This is a genomic window from Celeribacter naphthalenivorans (genome assembly GCF_020524585.1).
In the GTDB taxonomy this organism is placed as follows: domain Bacteria; phylum Pseudomonadota; class Alphaproteobacteria; order Rhodobacterales; family Rhodobacteraceae; genus Celeribacter; species Celeribacter naphthalenivorans.
The window spans coordinates 193,516-213,127 of the sequence record NZ_JAIVLK010000007.1; the positions used below are offsets into that span (position 1 = coordinate 193,516).

21 protein-coding genes are annotated in these 19,612 nt (G+C 62.4%); 7 read left to right on the forward strand and 14 right to left on the reverse strand.

Annotated features, from left to right (window positions below):
* Positions 1-120 precede the first annotated feature (120 nt).
* From LC094_RS21620 to LC094_RS16065, 5 genes are read left to right on the forward strand one after another with little or no spacing between them, the layout of a single operon-like run.
* On the forward strand, positions 121-252 hold the full coding sequence (locus LC094_RS21620; RefSeq protein ID WP_264186545.1) for a hypothetical protein: 132 nt from the start codon (positions 121-123) through the stop codon (positions 250-252).
* Positions 249-698 (forward strand): SAM-dependent methyltransferase, encoded by a 450-nt coding sequence (locus LC094_RS16050; RefSeq protein WP_226553808.1) that lies wholly within the window; start codon positions 249-251, stop codon positions 696-698. Before LC094_RS21620 ends, LC094_RS16050 begins: the two co-directional genes overlap by 4 nt.
* On the forward strand, positions 695-1,759 hold the full coding sequence (locus tag LC094_RS16055) for an ABC transporter substrate-binding protein (RefSeq protein WP_226553809.1): 1,065 nt from the start codon (positions 695-697) through the stop codon (positions 1,757-1,759). Before LC094_RS16050 ends, LC094_RS16055 begins: the two co-directional genes overlap by 4 nt.
* Positions 1,746-2,792: a FecCD family ABC transporter permease gene (locus tag LC094_RS16060; protein WP_319003303.1), complete on the forward strand. Its 1,047-nt coding sequence runs from the start codon at positions 1,746-1,748 to the stop codon at positions 2,790-2,792. The genes LC094_RS16055 and LC094_RS16060 overlap by 14 nt, the downstream gene beginning before the upstream one ends.
* Positions 2,783-3,583 (forward strand): ABC transporter ATP-binding protein, encoded by an 801-nt coding sequence (locus LC094_RS16065; protein WP_226553810.1) that lies wholly within the window; start codon positions 2,783-2,785, stop codon positions 3,581-3,583. Before LC094_RS16060 ends, LC094_RS16065 begins: the two co-directional genes overlap by 10 nt.
* On the opposite strand, the gene LC094_RS16070 is transcribed toward LC094_RS16065, so the two are convergent.
* Positions 3,560-4,966: an MFS transporter gene (locus LC094_RS16070; protein ID WP_226553811.1), complete on the reverse strand. Its 1,407-nt coding sequence runs from the start codon at positions 4,964-4,966 to the stop codon at positions 3,560-3,562. The genes LC094_RS16065 and LC094_RS16070 overlap by 24 nt on opposite strands.
* 88 nt (positions 4,967-5,054) lie before the next feature.
* Between LC094_RS16070 and LC094_RS16075 the strand changes: the two genes are divergently transcribed.
* Positions 5,055-5,900 (forward strand): helix-turn-helix transcriptional regulator, encoded by an 846-nt coding sequence (locus tag LC094_RS16075; protein WP_226553812.1) that lies wholly within the window; start codon positions 5,055-5,057, stop codon positions 5,898-5,900.
* An 88-nt stretch (positions 5,901-5,988) separates the two neighbouring features.
* On the opposite strand, the gene LC094_RS16080 is transcribed toward LC094_RS16075, so the two are convergent.
* The 11 genes from LC094_RS16080 to LC094_RS16130 form a co-directional block, all read right to left on the reverse strand.
* Positions 5,989-6,468 carry an Lrp/AsnC family transcriptional regulator gene (locus LC094_RS16080; RefSeq protein WP_226553813.1) on the reverse strand — a complete coding sequence of 160 codons (480 nt, stop codon included), beginning with the start codon at positions 6,466-6,468 and terminating at the stop codon, positions 5,989-5,991.
* A gap of 385 nt (positions 6,469-6,853) precedes the next feature.
* Positions 6,854-7,573: a sulfate/molybdate ABC transporter ATP-binding protein gene (locus LC094_RS16085; RefSeq protein WP_226553814.1), complete on the reverse strand. Its 720-nt coding sequence runs from the start codon at positions 7,571-7,573 to the stop codon at positions 6,854-6,856.
* 11 nt (positions 7,574-7,584) lie between these two features.
* On the reverse strand, positions 7,585-8,451 hold the full coding sequence (cysW, locus tag LC094_RS16090; RefSeq protein ID WP_226553815.1) for a sulfate ABC transporter permease subunit CysW: 867 nt from the start codon (positions 8,449-8,451) through the stop codon (positions 7,585-7,587).
* Positions 8,444-9,283 (reverse strand): sulfate ABC transporter permease subunit CysT, encoded by an 840-nt coding sequence (cysT, locus tag LC094_RS16095; protein ID WP_226553960.1) that lies wholly within the window; start codon positions 9,281-9,283, stop codon positions 8,444-8,446. The genes cysW and cysT overlap by 8 nt, the downstream gene beginning before the upstream one ends.
* Before the next feature lie 2 nt (positions 9,284-9,285).
* Positions 9,286-10,494 carry a sulfate ABC transporter substrate-binding protein gene (locus LC094_RS16100; protein ID WP_226553816.1) on the reverse strand — a complete coding sequence of 403 codons (1,209 nt, stop codon included), beginning with the start codon at positions 10,492-10,494 and terminating at the stop codon, positions 9,286-9,288.
* Positions 10,495-10,663: 169 nt separating this feature from the next.
* Positions 10,664-11,131, reverse strand: a complete 468-nt coding sequence (locus LC094_RS16105; RefSeq protein ID WP_226553817.1) for an RrF2 family transcriptional regulator — start codon at positions 11,129-11,131, stop codon at positions 10,664-10,666.
* A gap of 190 nt (positions 11,132-11,321) precedes the next feature.
* Entirely contained in the window at positions 11,322-12,266 is a 945-nt protein-coding gene (locus tag LC094_RS16110) for a nuclear transport factor 2 family protein (protein WP_226553818.1), read from the reverse strand.
* Positions 12,266-13,219, reverse strand: a complete 954-nt coding sequence (locus tag LC094_RS16115; RefSeq protein WP_226553819.1) for a TIGR03571 family LLM class oxidoreductase — start codon at positions 13,217-13,219, stop codon at positions 12,266-12,268. The genes LC094_RS16110 and LC094_RS16115 overlap by 1 nt, the downstream gene beginning before the upstream one ends.
* A gap of 4 nt (positions 13,220-13,223) precedes the next feature.
* A complete protein-coding gene (locus LC094_RS16120) occupies positions 13,224-13,715 on the reverse strand; it encodes a nuclear transport factor 2 family protein (protein WP_226553820.1) in 492 nt (163 codons plus the stop codon).
* Positions 13,708-14,826, reverse strand: a complete 1,119-nt coding sequence (locus tag LC094_RS16125) for an alkene reductase (protein ID WP_226553821.1) — start codon at positions 14,824-14,826, stop codon at positions 13,708-13,710. The genes LC094_RS16120 and LC094_RS16125 overlap by 8 nt, the downstream gene beginning before the upstream one ends.
* Position 14,827: 1 nt before the next feature.
* Positions 14,828-15,820, reverse strand: coding sequence for a TIGR03571 family LLM class oxidoreductase (locus tag LC094_RS16130; protein ID WP_226553822.1), 993 nt, complete (start codon positions 15,818-15,820; stop codon positions 14,828-14,830).
* A gap of 90 nt (positions 15,821-15,910) precedes the next feature.
* Here LC094_RS16130 and LC094_RS16135 point away from each other — a divergent pair, with 90 nt between their 5' ends.
* On the forward strand, positions 15,911-16,837 hold the full coding sequence (locus LC094_RS16135; RefSeq protein WP_226553823.1) for a LysR substrate-binding domain-containing protein: 927 nt from the start codon (positions 15,911-15,913) through the stop codon (positions 16,835-16,837).
* 30 nt (positions 16,838-16,867) lie between these two features.
* Here the strand turns inward: LC094_RS16135 and LC094_RS16140 are convergent, their stop codons facing one another.
* The gene (locus LC094_RS16140; protein ID WP_226553824.1) at positions 16,868-17,806 is read right to left on the reverse strand and encodes a DMT family transporter; all 939 of its coding nucleotides are present in this window, start codon (positions 17,804-17,806) and stop codon (positions 16,868-16,870) included.
* A gap of 86 nt (positions 17,807-17,892) precedes the next feature.
* Positions 17,893-19,602: an FAD-dependent oxidoreductase gene (locus LC094_RS16145; RefSeq protein WP_226553825.1), complete on the reverse strand. Its 1,710-nt coding sequence runs from the start codon at positions 19,600-19,602 to the stop codon at positions 17,893-17,895.
* Positions 19,603-19,612: the final 10 nt, after the last annotated feature.

Here is a 19,612-nt window from a genome sequence, read left to right on the forward strand (position 1 = left end):
ATGGACAGTCAGCGTTATTTCCCTATAAACATAACGAAGATGACGGGGGCAGAATGCCTGCCCGGCGCCTGTGCCGACAGTGGCCAGGGCCATACTGTCGAACAAGGTAGGGAATTTCCGATGAAACGCAGCGCCCGCAACACGCTTTCCGGCAGCGTAACCGAAGTGGCCCCCGTGGCCGTGACCGCCCGCGTTCGGATCAACGTTCGCGGGATCACGGCCAGCGATGTCCTAGGGGACAAGGCCGAATGACCCAAGCTGACCTGCGCCCCGGCGAGATGACCGGCCCCGTGCCGGACCGAAGCGATGCCAGCCTACTGTTCATCGGCACCTTGCACACCCCCTGGACCACACCGCGTGACTGTCCCAAGCGCGGAGATGCCGAGACAGGGCCGCTCTGCCGTGCCGAGCTTGATCCGATCTGGCAGGAGGCGCTCAAGGGCGTAACGCCCGGCCCGATGCAACTGCTCTACTGGATGCATCTGGGGCGGCGCGATCTGCGCCAGCAATCGCCGCGAAATGACGGGCAGACCATCGGCACTTTCGCCATCCGCTCGCCCATGCGGCCCAATCTGATCGCCTCATCCATCGTGCAGCTTGAGCGGATCGAGGGCACCACGCTTTGGCTGCGCGGGCTCGATTGCGTGGATGGCACCCCGCTTCTGGATATCAAACCAAGTCATGGAGTTTTGAAATGACGATTGTTCGGCGCACAATGTGCCCGCAAAAACCTTTGAAAATCCTGCGCAGTGCGCTGATCGTGCTGGCCCTCGTGCTTGTCACCCCCCTGCAAGCCCGCGCTCAGACGCATGAGATTGTGGACGCCACAGGCCGCACCGTCACCATTCCCGATGCCCCCACACGCGTCTTCGCCGCCGGACCTCCGGCCGCCGCGCTGCTCTATGCGCTCAACCCCGATGCGATGATCGGCTGGGTCCGACCGCCTGCGGAGGCGGATCTGCCCTATCTTCTGCCCCAAACCCATGACTTACCGGCCCTTGGTCGGCTCACGGGGCGCGGTGATACGCTGAACCTTGAGGTGCTGCTGTCGGCCGAGCCGGAGGTGATCCTCGATTTCGGCACGGTGAACGATACCTATCTCGATCTTGCCGCGCGCATTCAGGAACAGACTGGCATTCCTTATGTGTTGATCGACGGCTCCTTCGACAACACCCCCGGTGCCCTGCGCCTTCTGGGTGACATTCTGGGCGTGCCCGAGCGCGCCGAAGCGCTTGCAAGCTATGCCGAAGAAACCTTCGCCATGGTTGACAGCACGCTGGAGGGCATCCCCGAGGCAGACCGCCCCGGTGTCTATCTCGCGCGCAGCGCCGACGGGCTGGAAACCGCGGGGCCAAATTCGCTCAATGCCGAGATCATCTCGCGCGTCGGTGCGCGCAATGTGGTCGAGGCGTCCAATGACGGGCTGTCCAGCATTTCGCCGGAAAATGTACTCGCCTGGGCGCCCGATGTGATCGTCACGATTGATGCGGGCTTTGCCGAAACTGTCGGCAACAATCCGGCCTGGGCCGATGTGCCCGCCGTGGCCGATGGCCGGGTCTATCTGGCCGCTCGCGCGCCCTTCGGCTTTATCGACAGCCCGCCCTCGGTCAACCGGCTGATCGGCCTTCGCTGGGCGATGAACAAGCTCTATCTCGAAGAGGCCAACAGCGATCTGCGGCAGGAAGTACGCGATTTTTACACGCTCTTCTATCAGGTCACCCCCGATGACGAGGCGCTGACCGCCCTTGTCGGAGAGTAACACAGCATCGCGCGCGCCGGTCGCAGGCGCCGCACAGGGCAGGCCCGTCATGCTTGTGGCGGGTCTGGTCGTGTTGGCCGTTCTGTTGCTCGGCGCGCTGATTGGCCCCTACCACCTGCCCCCGAAGGATGTGCTGCGGCTGATCGCGCTGGGGCTCAGCGGGCAAGAGACCTCCGGCCCGCAGGCCACCGTCTTGTTCAATATCCGTCTGCCCCGTGTGCTGGCGGCCGCTTTGGTGGGCGCGGCGCTGGCGGTGGCCGGGTCGGCCTATCAGGTCACCTTCCGCAATCCGCTGGTCTCGCCCGATATTCTGGGCGTTTCGGCAGGAGCCGGGCTTGGGGCCGTGCTGGGGATCTTTCTGGGCCTGCCGGTCCTTGCCATTCAAGGGCTGAGCTTTGCCTCCGGCCTTGGCACGGTGGCGCTTGTCATGCTGGTGGGCCGCGCGGTGGGCGGACGCGCCGAGACATTGCCCCTCGTGCTCTGCGGCATCGCCATCGGGGCGCTGGCCGGAGCGGGGATTTCTCTGCTCAAGGTCTTGGCAGACCCGGACGATCAGCTCCCGGCGATGACCTTTTGGCTGCTTGGCAGCCTTGCGGGCATTCAGCGCGGAGATGTCTGGCTGATCGTGCCGCCGATGCTGCTGGGCCTCGTGCCGCTGTTCCTCCTGCGCTGGCGCATCGGCGTCTTGGCACTGGGCGAAGATGAGGCCAAGGCTCTGGGCGTCGACACCCGCCGCCTGCGCTGGCTGGTGATCGGGTCTGCCACACTGATCACATCGGCGGCTGTGGCGGCGGCGGGCACCATTGGCTGGATCGGGCTGATGGTGCCGCATATGGCGCGGCTGGCCATCGGCGCGCGGTTCGATCGTGTCTTGCCTATGTCGCTGATCCTTGGCGCCGGACTTATGGTGCTGATCGACACGCTCGCCCGCTCCATCGCCACCACCGAAGTCCCGCTCGGTGTTCTGACTGCGGTGATCGGCGCGCCGGTCTTTCTCGTGTTGCTTGCACGAAGGAACACCGGATGGAATTGATCCGCACCACCGGCCTTGCCATCGGTGCCGCGCAGAAAACCGTGGCACGGGGTATCGACATCACGCTTTGCCGGAGCGAAATTCTGGGCGTGCTCGGCCCCAATGGCGCGGGCAAGACGACACTCTTCCGCACGATTCTCGGGCTCGCCCCGGCGCATGACGGCGATATTCTGCTTGGTGGAACCCCGATGGCGCAGCTCACCCGCCGCAAGATTGCCCACCGCATCGCCTATGTGCCGCAGAGCATGAGCGCGCCCTTTCCTGACAAGGTGAGCGACTATGTTCTGGCTGGCCGCACAGCCCATCTTGGCCCCTTTGCGGCTCCCGGTGCGGCTGACCGGACAAGGGCCGCCAGTGCCCTCGCCGCCCTCGGCATCACTGCCTTGGCCGACGCCCCGATTAACCGCATCTCCGGCGGAGAACGCCAAGCGGCCATGATCGCCCGCGCCGTCGCACAAGATGCCCCTGCCCTGATGCTGGACGAACCGGATGCCGCGCTGGATTTCGGCAAGCGCGAACACCTGGCGCAACTGTTGCAAGGGCTGGCCACACAGGGCTACGGGCTTATCTTCACCAGTCATGATCCGTTCTTCATTGAACGGGTTGCAGACCGCGTTCTGACCATCGACAGACAAGGACATTGCCGCAGTGGCCGGGCAGACGAGATGATCACCGATGCCCAGCTGTCAGCGCTATACGGGATAGCAGAGCATGATGTGCGACAGGCACGGCGTGGCCGACGAGCAGAAACGGGGATTGGGCGCATGTCACGGATGGATGCCAGCGCGTGACCTGCGCCGTGTCAGCCACACGATACCGATCGCCGCCAGCATCAGCGCCAGAATGTTATAGATCAAGCTTCCGGCGAATGCGTTGGCATATCCTGCATTGCGCAGGATCTGGCTAAAGAGGATTGCGATCACGGCCACGCCGATCGCGCCGCCGACCTGCTGCATGGTCGAGAGGATGCCGCCCGCCATTCCGGCCTCATCTTCCGTTGTGAAGCCGAGGGTAAAGTGCAGCAACGGTGTCATCGAAAGGCCTTGGCCGAACCCGAACACGATCAGTGCGGGGATCATCCATGCTACGCTCCCGTTGGCCAAAGCGGTCAGGGCGACGGCCACGGTTCCGGCGAGGTAAATTACCGCGCCACCGGCAATGCTTGTGGTGCCGAACCGCGCAACGATACGGGGCGCCAGCATGGAGGCGGTGACAAAGGCGACACTTGCCGGTGCAAACAAGGTGCCCGCTGCGAAGGCCGAAAGTCCAAGCCCCTCCTGTACCAGCAGCGCAAAGCCAAGGAAGAAGGATGTAGAGGTGGAATAGACCAGGAGCACGACGCCTGAGCCGACAGCGAAACTACGGTTGGCGAACATGGCCGGGTCCACCGCAGCTGCACCGCCATTTGATGTCACCCGCCGCTCCCATGCCACAAACACCATCATGGTGATGGCCGCGGCAAGGAAGCTGACCCATGTCCAGAGCGGCCAGCCCGAATGCGCGCCTTCCAGAAGCGGCACGAGCAGCAAGAGCAGCGCGAGCGTGGCGAGGAGTGTCCCTGCCCGGTCGATCCGCGCTGCGTTGGACTGACTGTTCTCCGGCAACCTGAACGCGCAGAGCACTCCGACAAGCCCGACTGGAAGGTTGATCAGAAAGATCATCCGCCACCCGAGGCCCGCGATATCCGCCGTGACGATCCAGCCGCCCAGCACCTGCCCCGCGATGGCCGCGAGGCCTAAGGCCATGCCCAGAAGGCCGAACGCGCGCGGGCGCCGTTCTTCATCAAGGAGTACGCGCAGCATGGCGTAAATCTGCGGGAACAGAATCCCCGCCGCCGCGCCTTGCAGCAGCCGCGCAGCGATCAGGGCCTCTGTGTCGGGCGCCAAGCCACAAAGAACTGATGTCAGGGTGAAAGAGATCGTCCCGAGTATATACACGCGGCGCCGTCCATACCGATCACCAAGTCTTGCGCCGGCGATGAGAAGCACGCCGAAGGTCAGTTCGTATCCTGCAACGATCCAGCCGATCCCCGACAGGTCCGCCTGTAGGTCGGCGCGGATGGAGGGCAGCGCGACATTCACCACGAACAGATCGAAAATGGTGATGAAGCCGCCAAGCAACAGGGCGAAAAGCGGGGCCACGCTAAGGTGGCGAGGGATGGGTTCGGTCGGCATGACAGCTCCTTCTTCGAGATCATGACGTCCTTTCGCGCAGCTTTTATTCTGTTACTATGGGGTAAATTATCCTATTGCTTGTAGCACCATGACCACCCGTCTTTCCCGCACCCGTCAGGATTTGGCGGAATTCCTGCGCCACAAACGCGCCAGCGTACAGCCTGAGGATGTGGGCCTGCCGCGCAGTGCACGCCGCCGCACCCCTGGCCTGCGGCGCGAGGAGGTCGCGACCGTCGCAGGGATCGGCCTGAGCTGGTATACGTGGCTGGAGCAGGGACGAGACATCCGTGTTTCGGCCCATCTTCTCGACAGCGTCGCGCGCGCCCTTCGGATGAGCCCCGAAGAACGCCAGCACCTGTACCTTCTTGCGCAGAACCGTCCGCCCTCGGCCCCGGCAGATACATGGTGCGAGATGCCACCGTTGATCCGGGTGCTGCTGGACGACTTGACGCAGCGACCTGCGTTCGTGATGAACCTTCGCTGGGACGTGATTGGATGGAATGCCGCAGGCGACGGCCTGTTCGGGTTCTCGGACTACCCGAAGGGCCAGCGGAACATGCTCTGGATGTATTTCGCAGATGAACGGCTGAGCTGCCGCGTGCAGGACTGGCCCCGGCAAGCGGCCCAGATCGTCGCCAGCTTCCGACGTGACTATGCTGCCGGACATCACCGGAGCGACATGCAAGACTTGGCCGATCATTTACAAACGGCGTCCCGCACCTTTCGTCGCCTGTGGCGTGACCATGACGTGCAGGGTCGATGTGAGGGGCGTCGCAGTTTCGAGATGCCAGACCGAGGTCAGGTTGCATTCGACCATACAACGCTGATCGTCGATCAGGACCGACATCTGCGCCTCGTATACTACGTGGCCGTGCCGGGAGGTCTTCCAGACACCCCAAGAAATGGCCATGCTCTCGATCTTGCATCTGACTGATAGGGGTTCGAAGCGGTCCTGCGCCGTCGCCGCAGACGCCTCGCCCGGATGGGTCAGGGCCGGGCACGATCTAGCTTTCACAACAGGGTCAGGCCGTCTCCGTATCGATGGGCCATGCGGTCGAGGCAAGGATCACTTCCATCGAGAACTTCGACGTGATGTTGCGGCAGGGAAGCCTGCGCGTGAACTCAAGATAGAACCCATCAAATGCGCCCATATCCGGCACGACGACCTTGAGCATATAGTCGATATCCCCGGCCATCCGGTGAACTTCAACGATGGCGGGGAACTGGGGAATAACCTTGCGGAACTCAGCGCGCCATTCCGGTGTGTGGTCCGACGCTTCGATCTCCACGAACACGGTGAGCCCCAGGCCAACCCTGACAGGATCGACAAGCGCAACCCGGCCCGTGATGACGCCGGCGGCCTCCAGCTTCTGTATGCGCTTCCAGCAGGGCGTCTGAGACAGACCAACCCGCTCCGCGAGCTGTGCCACGGGCAACGTCGCGTCCCGCATCAATTGGTTCAGAATCTTCCTGTCAATTCTGTCGAGTGTCAGATCGCTCATCGGTATCGCCTTGCCATCATATTGGTCCAGGGGGGTGCAAGCCGGGCGAAAATCTCTCGCTCGGCCTGAAGAAGGAGCCGAGGGTCCGGCTCATCGGGGCAAAGCCCGACCGCATGTAGCCGCTGATGCAAAAGCGCCTGCCAAATTGGATCATCCCATCCAATCCATGGCTTGGGCAGGACAATCGCGCACAAACGGCGTTGTGCATCGACGTGACCACGCCAGACAATCCACCACTTGGGCACAGCGGTGCGAACACGCCACCCCGTGACCGGGATCGCAAAGCCCCCCTCCGCCGGGACGGAAGACGTCGTGAGCCAGAGAGCCGCCCGAAGCCAAGTTGACGCGCCGATATGTGTTGGACGTTGCATCCACCCACGCAGTCCTAAGCTGCAGTAAACGCGCGCACGAAGTCGCTCGCCGGGTTCGCGCGAATGTCTGACGGTTTGCCGACCTGTTCGATCCGGCCCATCGACATCACGACCACAAGGTCGGCGAGTTCCAAAGCCTCCTCCTGATCATGCGTCACAAAAACCGTGGTCAGGCCGGTGGTGTCGTGGATTTCGCGCAGCCCCTGACGAAGCTCTTTGCGCACCTTGGCGTCCAAGGCGCCGAAGGGCTCGTCGAGCAAAAGCATACGCGGCTCGATCGCCAATGCGCGCGCGAGGGCCACCCGCTGGCGTTGACCGCCCGAGAGTTGGCTGGGGTAGCGCGCGCCGATATCCGGAAGCTGGATGAGGTCCAGCAGCCGGTTCACGCGACGCCCGATCTCCGCCTCGGCCGGGCGCTCGCCGCGTGTGCGCGCGCGCAAACCATAAGCCACGTTCTCGAATACGGTCATGTGCCGAAAGAGGGCGTAATGCTGGAAAACAAACCCCGCGCGGCGGTCTTGCACGCTGAGCCCTGTCGCATCCAGCGCATCGAACATGACACGGCCTGAGGTCGGGAACTCCAGTCCGGCCAAAATCCGCAGAAGCGTCGTCTTGCCGGACCCCGAAGGGCCGAGCAGCGCGATCAATGCGCCAGAGGGGATGCTGAGCGACACCGGGTGAAGCGCACGCTGATTGCCGAATTCTTTGGCGATTTCTTCGATTTGAACAAACATGTTGGCTCCTTTCAGTGGCGTCGGGTCGCGGCCAAAAGGCCCGCATAGCGCCATTCGAGCAGGGATTTCAGAAGAAGAGTGAGCAGTGCAAGGAGCGCCAGAACGGCGGCCAGAGAGAAGGCGGCAACCGAAAGATACTCGTTGTAAAGCATCTCGATCATGATCGGCATGGTCGTCGTCTCACCCCGGATTTTGCCGGAGATCACAGCGACGGCTCCAAATTCACCCATGGCCCGAGCATTACAGAGCAGCACCCCATAGAGCAGCGCCCAACGGATATTCGGGAGCGTGACCGTGAAAAACGTTCGCCAGCCCGACGCCCCCAAAGTCAAGGCGGCCTCTTCCTCGGCGCGGCCCTGTTCCATCATGACGGGGATCAATTCTCGAGCGACAAACGGGAACGTCACAAACATCGTCGCCAGCACAATACCGGGAAAGGCGAAGACGACCTTCAGGTCATGGGCGATCAGCCAGGCCCCGAGCCAGGAATTGGTGCCGAACAGCATCACAAGGGCCAAGCCCGCCACAACCGGCGAGACCGAAAAGGGCAAGTCTATCAGCGTGATCAAAAGGGCTTTGCCACGGAAGTCGAACTTGGTGATCGCCCAGGCTGCCGCGATGCCGAAAGCGGCATTGAGAGGCACAGCGATGGCCGCCACGATCAGCGTCAACCGGATTGCGGCCTGCGCATCGGGCGAGGCAAGGCCTTCGAGCGAGGCGGCCCAGCCGCTGCGCAGGGCCTCGGCAAAGACAGCGATCAGCGGCGCAAACAGCAGGACCGCGATCAGGATCATGACCACCCCGATCACAATCCGCCTCGTCAATGCGGTCTCTGTAGTGACCGACGCCGCACGGGGGGTGAAACTCACGTCAGACATCGCCAATCCTCCGTCTGCTCCATATCTGGATGATGTTGATGACCAGCAGCATCGCGAAGGAGATCAGCAACATGGCGAGCCCAATCGCGGTGGCCGCGTCGTAATTGTATTCTTCAAGCCGGATCACGATCAGCAGCGGCGCGATCTCGGTCTTGAACGGCAGGTTCCCGGCAATAAAAATGACCGATCCGTATTCTCCGACGGAGCGGGCCAACGCGAGGGCAAAACCCGTCAGCAAGGCCGGGGCGAGCATCGGCAGGATCACCCGACGCAAGGTATAGGCCCGGCTGGCCCCCAAGGTGGCGCTGGCCTCTTCGACCTCCCGGTCGATCTCCTCGATGACCGGCTGAACCGTGCGCACCACGAAAGGCAACCCGATGAAAATCAGTGCCAACCAGATGCCAAACTCGGTATAGGCCACTTTGATCCCCAGCGGCGTGAGCATCTGACCGAGGGCACCGTTTGGCGCATAAAGCGCCGTCAATGCGATCCCTGCCACCGCAGTTGGCAATGCGAAAGGCAGGTCAATCGCCGCATCAATCAGGCGACGTCCCCAAAACCGGTACCGCACCAGAACCCAGGCCAACACAAGCCCGAACACCAGATTGAACAGGGATGCCACCAAGGCCGCGCGAAACGACAGGGCGAGTGCTGCGCGAATGCGCCTTGTGCCCACCATCTCCCATAGCTCTGCCGGCCCGATCATCACGCCGCGACCGACAAGCGCCATGATCGGCAAAAGGACGACAACGGACAGCGCCGCCATCATGATCCCAAAGCTCAGCCCAAACCCCGGCAAGGGTGAGGGCGAGCGTAGAATGCCCGCCCGCATGGTCATTGCTCCTCATAGATCTGGTCGAAGACACCGCCATCGCCAAAGAAGGTGGGCTGCACTTCGGCCCATCCGCCGAAATCGTCGATGGACAGCCGCGTCACCTCAGGAAAGCGGGCGATATCCTCTTGCGAGGCGGCGGAGGTATCCCAGGCCCGATAGTAATTTTGCAAAGCGAGCGCCTGCGCTTCGGGACGATAGAGATGCTCAAGATAGGCCTCGGCGACGGCACGCTGGCGCTCTGACGTGATGTTGCCATCAACCAGCGTCACGGGTGGTTCGGCGAGCATCGAAACCGAAGGCACAACAATGTCGAATGCACCGTCGCCTTGCTCGGCCAGAGCCAGAAACGCCTCGTTTTCCCAGGCCAGCAAGACATCCCCAATCCCGCGTTGAACGAAGGTGTTGGTCGCGCCGCGTGCCCCGGTGTCAAGCACAGGGACGTTGCGGAACAGCGTGCCCAGATAGGCGCGCGCCTGCGCCTCGTCGCCGTCATATTCCTCCATGGCCCAAGCCCAGGCCGCCATGAAGTTCCAGCGCGCGCCGCCAGAGGTCTTGGGGTTCGGGGTGATGACAGCGACGTCGTCGCGGGCAAGGTCATCCCAATCCTCGATGCCGAGAGGATTGCCATCCCGGACCAGAAACACGATCGTTGACGTGTAGGGCGAGGAATTGTGCGGCAGGCGCGATTGCCAATCTTCCGGGATCTTGCCTGTGCGTTCGGCAATGGCCGAGATGTCAGCCGAAAGCGCGAGTGTCACCACAGTCGCCTCAAGCCCATCGATCACGGCACGCGCCTGTCCGCCGGAGCCGCCATGCGACTGTCGCAAGGTCACAGGCGCGTGGCCTTCGCTTTCCCACCATGCGCTGAAAAGCTCATTGTATTGCCGATAGAACTCGCGCGTCGGGTCGTAGGACACGTTGAGGATCTCCGTGTCCTCCTGCGCGCTGGCGGGCATCACGACCCCGAAAGTTAGACCGAGCGAGGTCAATGCCGCCACGACACCTCGGCGCAAACTGATGCGCGAAAAGGTTTTACGGAATGCGCCGTCGCGAACCTTGGTCATGGCCTTTGGGTGCCAGCCACTCGCAATCGGGCGACCAACCATACGGCGATTGCCCGCGTCAATTTCGATCTGGCCGTCATCGAGACGGCGAATGAAAGTGCCCTGTGCCAGCACATGGCTGCCGATCTGAATCGTGAGAAGCATGTGATCTCCTTTGCTCATCGCTGTCGAATTCGTCGTGTCAGGACGATGGGGACTTCTCGGGTTTTGGCCCGAGGAAGCGTCCGGCACCTCCTGACACGTTAATAACGACAGGGTTAGTCGTGTTTTGCAAAGGAAAAATCACGTCTAATTTGGTCGTGATTATAGAATATTATTCTCCGCCCCCAAGCCCCGGAAGGCCAAAGCGTTCGAGCGGTCGCGCCTCACGCATCAAATCCGACAGAGTGAGTGATTCGAGCATCAGGATATACGTCGTGTAAAACCCGCCGAACACGGCACGCACACTACAGCTCACCTCGTCCTTGCAGTCCTCACAGCGCTGATACGCATTGCGAGACAAGCACGGAAACGGAGCCAACGGGCCGTCAATCAGGCGAAGCACCTCCGCCAAAGATACGCGCCGGGGGTCCTTGATCAGTTCGTATCCCCCATTTCGACCGCGACGGCTCCCGATCAGACCCGCCCGCTTCAGATCGAGGAGGATGTGCTCAAGAAAGCGTTTGGGGGCCCCGGAGCGCTCCGCGATCTCTTCGATCCGCAGAGCCGTTCCATCCTGCGCCTGCTCATCGGCCAAGACCGTCAGAGCCTTCAGCGCATATTTTGTCTTTTGAGTGAGCATCGCGCCGCCCCCTGCACATATTACGACTAGATCGATCAATATTTACAAGAGATGGCGTCTCGGCGGAATCTGTTTTTTGCCGGGACGCCAGAGACCATGCCATCCACTTGGCTCGCCTGACCTGCGCGCCAGCTCCGCGAGCGGGCTCCTGGAAAAATCTCCGCTTTCACCTTCTGGCAAGGTTGCGCGCTTACATATGTCCGGTCGCGTGGCCGATGTCGAACGGCGGCACATCTGATGTGAACCATCCGGGGCGATAGTCGCTCCAACAGATGCGCCAGCGGCGGTCGTCGCGTCGGAGGCGTAACTGGTAGTGCGCGCCATAGAGGGGCGCGCCGCTGCGGTCGACCGGTCTTTCTGGGATGATGCGTCCGACGATCATCCGGGCGTGCTGGCCGTCCCCTTCGTCCTCGATGGCCACCACCTCTGCGAAATGTTGCCAGAACGGGGCCAGATGGCGAAAGCTTTTCAGCTGTCCAATCACAGTGTCACGCCCTTCGAAATTGCCCAAGGGCGCAAAGCCGCCGGCGATATCCTCGGCATAGGCGCTGACCAGCAGGCCGATATCGTTCTGATCAAGGGCGAAGGCGTAGCGGGCGTAAAGCTCCGGCAGGGCGTCTTCCAAAGCCTCGGGCACGGGCGCATCGGGCAGAATGTGCCAAGGCGCGTGCAATTCACTGACGATCACCGGCGACGGATCGCCCGGTTGCCAGCCACGATCCCCCGGCACATGCAGCCAGTGCGGCACAAGGCGCGGGCTGCCTTTGCTCCACATGGCCTCCATGCGCAGCTCGGTGATCTGCCAACCCGCAGGACTGCGGCGCAGCCGGAGGATCAATGTCATGCCGAAGAGAAACAGCGGCGCGCCACCCTCCTCCATCAGGCCAAAGAGATAGAGACTGGCCGCAGCGTCGTCTCCTTGGACACCGATGTAATGGTTGCTGACCCGATGGGCGAAGCGATCTTGGCGCAGGGCATCGACGATCTCACCGGCCCCGGAGCGCGCGCCATGCTGAGCGCTGATCAGTCGGGCTTCCGGGGCGAAATCCGGGCACAATGCACCCCATTCGCCGCAGGCCCAAGCCGTTGTCAGATCGTCGAGCAGACTGCGAATGTGACGGCGATCCGAGATCATCACACAGTTTCCAGCGCGGGCAGGACATGGGTGCCCATCTCGTCGATCACCGATTGCGCGGCACGTTGCGAGGGCTTCAGGTTCAGCGCGACGTGACGCACGCCCAGATCGCGGTGGTGCAACAGCCGCTCGGTCAACGCCTTTCGACCGATCCGCACCACATTGTAGAACCGCTGGTAGGGTGCGTCCGGGTTCGGGTCGAGATCGAAGAATGTTGAATAGCCATAGGCTGGGGGCGTCCCCTCCCCCGCCGCATCCCTGAGCGCGGTCAGAATGTCACAGATCGCACTGTCGTCATCCACCGCCCAGATCCAGGCATCGACGTTTTTCGCCAGCCATTCAATCGGTTGCCGGGATCGTCCCACGGCCATGATCGGCAGGCGGCCATGCACCGGCTTGGGATGCATGTCGAGGTTGCCGGAGAAGGTGCCGAAACGCAGGGTCTCCGCCTTGGGGAAACGGGTCTCCGACAGGGTGCGGATGACCTCCGCCGCCTCGCGATACCGCTCTCCCCTGTCCTCGAAATCGATGTTGAAGGCCGGATATTCCACGGGGCGATCACCGGTCGAGAGCCCGAGGATGAACCGCCCTTCGGTCAGCCGATCCACGGACAAGGCCTGTTTCGCGACCGACACAGGCTCGCGCAGCGGCAAGACGATCCCGGTGGTGCCGATGGTGATCCGTTCGGTCACCGCAGCGAGGTAACCCGCGTACACGAAAGGATCGAGCATCTGCGCGGCATCGCCGAAGTTCGGATCATAAAACGGCACATCACGGACCCAGATGCTGGCAAAGCCAGCGTCTTCGGCCTGTTTGGCGATCTGTTGATGATCCTTCAGCGTCGGAAACGGGCTGTCGGGATAGGCTTCCAGCGGCGTGATCAGGCCAACAGAAAGTCGGCCCGCACAGAACACCCGCGAGAAGCTTTGGGGCATAGCAGTTGTGTCCAGCATGAAATCAGTCTTCCTCTGCGCCGTCATGCGGCCAAAGCACATCAAGTTCTGACCGGGAGATGCGCCATTCTCCGTTCACGCGGACATAGTCGTCCATATAGCGACCGAGCAGCAGGAACGGATGCTGTGGACCGGGGCGATCCGTGACGAAGTCCAGCAGATAGCAGCTGCCCGTCGCAGTATCCGGGCCGGTCAGGGTGATCTCATGGTTGGCAATGGCGTGAACAAAGGGGTAGTGCCCCGCCTTGCGGCTGTCGAACATCTGATAGGCACCTCTGAGGCTCGTCTTGATCTCCTCCAGCCCCTTCATCGACCCGACGGTGACGACCACTTCGGCGTCATCGGTGAAGACCTCGCCCATGCGGTCGGCTTCGTTGCCGTCCAAAAGGGCGCTGTAATGTTGGCGCAGCGTGCGGATGTCCTCGCGATCGAGCATCGCTGTGATGCGGTCCTCGCGGGTGGAGTCCCTCACGGACAGGGGGGTCATGTCATTCATTGGTTTCGTCTCTCTCTTGGTCCCATGTCGGGAAATCTGTGTAGCCGGCGGCACCTGTGCCCCCGTAGAAGGCCGCGCGCGGGGCGGTGTTGATCGGCCAGCCGTTCTGCATCCGCTCCACCAGATCGGGATTGGCGATAAAGGGCTTGCCAAAGGCGATGAGGTCCAGCGCACCGTCTTTGAGCGCCTGTGCGCCTGTGGCTTGCGTAAAGCCGCCCGCCGCAATCAGCGTGCCGGTGAAGGTCTTGCAAAACTGCGACGGAAAACCTGTCGGCAGAGCATCGCCTCCGATGGTCAGTTGATCGCTGAGGTGGACATAGGCCGGTTGGCGATCTTCCAGCGCCTCGGCCACGGCGAGCCACGTCTCTGCCTCGCCTTCAAAGGCACCCATCCCGGACAATCGCCCGAACGGTGAAATGCGGACGCCAGTGCGGTCCGTACCGATCTCGGCGGCCACGGCGTCGAGGGTCTCTAGCAGAAATCGCATCCGGTTCTCGATGCTGCCGCCGTAACGGTCCTCGCGCTGGTTGGAGCCTGCGTTCAGGAACTGTTCGAACAGGTAGCTGTTGGCGCCATGAATTTCGACGCCATCAAAGCCCGCGCGGATCGCGCGTTTGGCGGCGGCCACGAAATCGGCTGTAACACGCGCGACCTCTTCGGTCTCCAGCGCGCGGGGTATAGAGGCGGGTTGCTGCCCCGGCGCGCCGTCTGGGCCGATGGCAAAGGAGAACGCCCCTTCGCCACGCTGCGCGCTGGCCGATACCGGGGCGGCCGCGCCCGGTTGCAGGGAAACATGCGACACGCGCCCCACGTGCCAAAGCTGCACAAAGATGCGCCCGCCACGATCATGCACCGCCTTGGTGACTTTGGCCCAACCGGCCTCTTGCTCATCCGTGTAGATGCCGGGGGTGTAGAGATAGCCGTTGCCTTCTTGGCTGACGGGCGCGCCTTCGGTGATCAACAGCCCGGCACTGGCGCGTTGTGCATAATAGAGCGCTGTTTGCTCATCCGGCACGCCGGTCATCGCGCGGGAGCGGGTCATCGGCGCCATGACAACGCGGTTCGGCAGGGTCAGCCCCGCGAGATCGTAAGGTGTAAAAAGTTGGGACATCTCAGGTCCTTTCCGTCAGGGAGGGGAAGCGTGGCAGCACGTCGCGTTCAAGGTCGGCCAGCACGTCGGTCATGGGGCGGGTGGTGAAGCGCGGATTGAGCGCGATGTGGTTCACACCGGCGTCGCGGGCGCGCTCCATGAAATCAGCGAGCCCCTTGCTGCCCGTCCTGAACCCGGCACGCACCCGTTCGAAGGGACGGTCCCGATCAGAGGACAGGTGCAGGAACCCCGCGATGCCATAGGGTTTGAACGCATCACCGCTGGCCGCGCGCCAATCGGCGACCGCCTGCGGCAAATCCGGCTCAGAAGGGCTCGGCACGATGAGACCTTCCATCTGGGCGCCGATCCAATCGACGCCCTGCCCGGCGCGCCCAATGGCAAGGGCTGGCGTCCGCCCCAGCGGCGGTTTCGGCAGAACGTCGAACCCACCGGGAGAGGCGCCAAAACGCTCTGTCTCATAGGCTGGCGCAGGGGTTTCGGTGAACTGGCGGTACAGATCATAGGCCTCACGGAACCGCGCGGCCCGGCTGTCAAAGTCGATGTCGAAGAGCGGGTATTCCTTTGGCCGGTCACCGGAGGACAGCCCAGCCAGCATCCGCCCGCCCGACAGCTGATCGAGGCTCGCGACCTGACGCGCCAGCAGGTTCGGATCCCGAAACGGCAGGACGATCCCGGCGGTGCCAAGCGCGATCTTCCGGGTCACGCTGAGCAGCACGGCGATATAGGTCAAGGGCTCGAACACCTGCCCCGCGTCGCCATATTGTGGGTCAAAGAAGGGAATGTCGCGCATCCAAAGCGCGGAAATCCCGATGTCTTCCGCATGGCGGGCGAGATCGAGATGCGCCGCCATCGTCGGAACGCCGACGGTCGGATAGGTCTCAAGCGGCATGATCAGGCCGAGCGTCATCTCGCCCGGCGCAAACAGGCGCTGAAACCCGGCGTGGCGGGCCGTTGCGGTGGCGGTGTCTGCGTGGTGCAGGCTGTGGTGTGTCATCGGGCCTTCCTTTCAGACCCGCAATCTATTGATCTCTTCTCAAATGATAATATGCTTTCAATTTCATTCATTCCGTCCTGAGATTCCATAATGCGTGATGCTGACGATCCTTTTTCCGGGGTGCGCGAGTTTGTCGAAGCCGTGCGGACCGGCTCTTTCACCGCCGCAGGTCTCGTGCTCGGCCTCACCGGATCGGCCGTGGGCAAAAGCGTCTCGCGGCTGGAGGCGCGGCTCGGCACGCAGCTGTTGCATCGCACCACGCGCAGGCTGTCCCTGACCGCGGAGGGGCAACGCTATTTCGATGGGTGGGTGGCGATCCTATCCGATGTCGCGGGGCTCGAGAATTCGGTCACAGAAGGCAGCGGCAAAATCTCTGGCCGGCTGAACATCCACTTGCCTGCGGCCTTCGGGCGGCGACATGTGATGCCTGTCCTGATGCAACTGGCACAGGCGCATCCCGCGCTCGACCTCGCGGTCAGCTTTACCGAGCGGCGGATCAACCTGATCGACGCGGGCGTGGACCTCGTGGTGCGGATCGGGGCCCTGAGCGATGACGCCGACCTCGTGGCGCGTCGACTGGGACGGCAACGGTTGGTGATCTGTGCCAGCCCGGCCTACCTCGCCCGGCACGGAGCACCGCAAACCGCCGCTGAACTGACGGAACGGGATTGCATCATTGGCACCCGGCGCGAAGCCGTACCCGTGTCGTGGCTGCTGCGTCAGCCCGATGGCACATTGACCGCCCAGCTGATCCGGGCACGTCATGAATTCAGCGATGGGGACGCGATGCTGGAGGCAACGCTGGCGGGTGCAGGCCTGTCGCAACTGCCAACCTGGCTGGTCAGCAGCGCACTCAGCACCGGCGCTCTGGTTCCGGTGCTGGAAACATTTTCAGGGGCGGAAATGCCGATCCACGCCGTCTGGCCACGCTCGCGCTATCTCAAACCCGCTCAGCGTGCTCTGATTGATGCGTTGGTTGCCGATGCCGCGCGGACGGATGCAGGATATTGGTTGTAACTGGTCTATGCCGGGCGCCTCAAACCGCACTTAGCCGCCCTCTGGGGCCCTCTTGCGCCGCGTGTTCACAAGCCTGCGTTCCCGCCAAAAGACATAGAGGCCCGACAATGTGATCATCGCGGCGCCGACCAAAACCCAGACATCCGGCCGTTCGCCAAAAAAGATCACACTGATCGCCAAAGTATAAAGCAATCGCGAGTAGCGAAATGGGGTGACCGCCGCGACATCGCCCGACCGCAAAACGACCGTTGTCAGACTAAAGGCGAGACCCGCGCCGAAGACGAGCAACCCCAAAATCGCATAGTCACTGCCGACGGGCGCCTGTTCAATGCCACGAAAAAGAGCCAGCAAAAGCCCGAACAGCGCTTGCACGGCAAAAGAGATCGCGGTGAGCAGCATGGTCGGGATCGTCGGATCGATCAACCGCGTGGCAATGTCGCGCACGGCCAGCCAGAAGACCCCGAATACCGCAATCGCCGCCCAGATATTCAAACCCTCTGTCCCAGGCCGAAGGATCAACAGGACGCTGGCAAAGCCAACGATGACAGAGGCCCATCGGTGCCAGCCAATCGATTCTTTCAGAAAGAAAGCCGCCAAAACCAGCACAAACAAAGGCTGAAGCTGAATCAGAGAGCCGACGATCGCGAGGGGCGTGACGGTCATCGCGATCAAAATGCAAAACGGAGCCACAAACTCTGCGATGTTCCGCAAGAGAACGGGCCACGACAGCAGTTTGCGGACGTATCGCAATTCCCCCCGGGCGACACTGACCGGCAGGAAAAGCAGGGCACCACAGACCCCTTGGCCGAACAAGATAAGCGAAATGTCGATCCGCTCGGACAGGGCTTTGGCGGAGGAGTCCGCGATGGCATAGAAAAGCATCGCGGCCAACATCAAACCGGCGCGGAAGAGGTAGCTTTGTTGCAAAGCATTGGGAGCGCGCACTGGGGCGCCGCGAGCGAGTCTCATTTGGATCTCCAAGATCAAATTCAATCTGCTGCGGCGACCTCCATATGTCCAGCCACAGTTTGGGTGTTCAACCTCAAAGGGTTGGCCTAAGCATTCTCCCCCGACATATGACGCGCAGCGACGTATCCAAAGGTCAACGCGGGTCCAAGCGTGATCCCGCCACCCGGATAGTTGCCCCCCATAATGGAGGCCGCATCATTGCCCGCCGCATAAAGCCCCTCGATGGCACGACCTGCCTGATCGACGACCTGTGCGTTCTGATTGGTCTGAAGCCCGGCGTAGGTGCCCAGATCGCTCACATGCAGACGCACCGCATAGAACGGCCCCTGCTCAATTGGTGCAAGGCAGGGGTTGGGCTCGTGTTTGGGATCACCCAGAGAGCGGTTATAAGCAGTCGAACCTTTGCCGAACTCCGGGTCTTCGCCTTTCACCGCATGGGTGTTGAACGCGGCGACGGTTTTTTCCAGTTGCGCACCATCAGCCCCGATCTGGTCCGCCAGCTCGCGCAGCGTTTTCCCCCGGATCAAATACCCCTGTTTGATCAGCTTGCCATAGGGCACCGGCGAAGGCTTGGCGTAGCCCAACCCATAGCGCCGGAAGGTCCGGTGATCCGCGATGAACCAAGCCGCGATCTCGGCCTCCTCGCCGCCTTCTGCGCGACAGCGTTTGATCATCGCCTGGCTGAAATCGTGATAGCTTTGCGCCTCGTTGACAAAGCGACGACCAGAGCGGGTGACCGCGATCACACCCGGTTTTGACCGATCCACGAAATGCGGGAAGGTGCCCAAAGTGCCATCCCCGCGCGGCGGACGGCTGATCGGCACCCAAGCCGCGGCATTGGGCAGATCGGTTTTCACCTCGGCCCCCACGGTTTCGCCAAGACGCAGCCCATCGCCGGTGTTGCCCGGCGGCGCGAGGGAGACATGTTTCCGCCCCGTGGGCGTATGCGTGATCAGCTCTTCACACCGCACCGCATCCTGTGGGAAGCCACCAGCGGCCAGCACCACGCCTTTGCGGGCGGTGATTTCGACCGGACCGTCGGCGCGCTGAACGATGGCGCCCGTGACCTTGCCCGCGTCATCCCGCATGAGCCGTGTGACAGCGGAAGAGGTCCAGATCGGCACATCCTTGTCGAAACAGGATTTGGCGAGCCGACCGATGAGGGCATTGCCGTTCACCAGTCGCATGGCACGCCCATGAAGAAGTTTCTCACGCGCGAATTTCGTCACCAAGCCCACGACAAAGACCATCGAGACGGGGGACCGGGTGACGTTGAAGAAATGCAAAAGCTCCTTGCCCGAGCCGATCATCATGCCGAGCATGGTAATCTCCCACATCGGCGGGCGCAGGCGTTTGATCTCCGGCCCAAGTTCGCGCCCATCAAAAGGACGCGCGACAAAGGACCGGCCCGCATCCATCCCGCCTGGCGCATCGCAATGATAATCCGCGAAGGTCGGGCCAAGATCGAATTCCAGGGCCGTCTCGGTTTCGAAAAACTCAATGGCCTTGGGACCGGCTTCCAGAAAGGCTTCGATCCGGTCATGGTCATAAAACGCGCCGGTTTCGTGTTTGAGGTAAGTGCGGGCCTTCTCAAGGCTGTCGTCGAGGCCTGCGCGCTTGCCGGGCGCATTGTTCGGCACCCACATCCAGCCCCCGGATCGCGCAGTGGTGCCGCCGAACACGGGTTCCTTCTCGGCCACAACGACCTCAAGACCCCGATGCGCCGCCGACACGGCAGCGGCCAAACCACCGGCGCCGGACCCGACAACGAGGACGTCGACTTCGAGATGTTTCATGCTTTCGTCT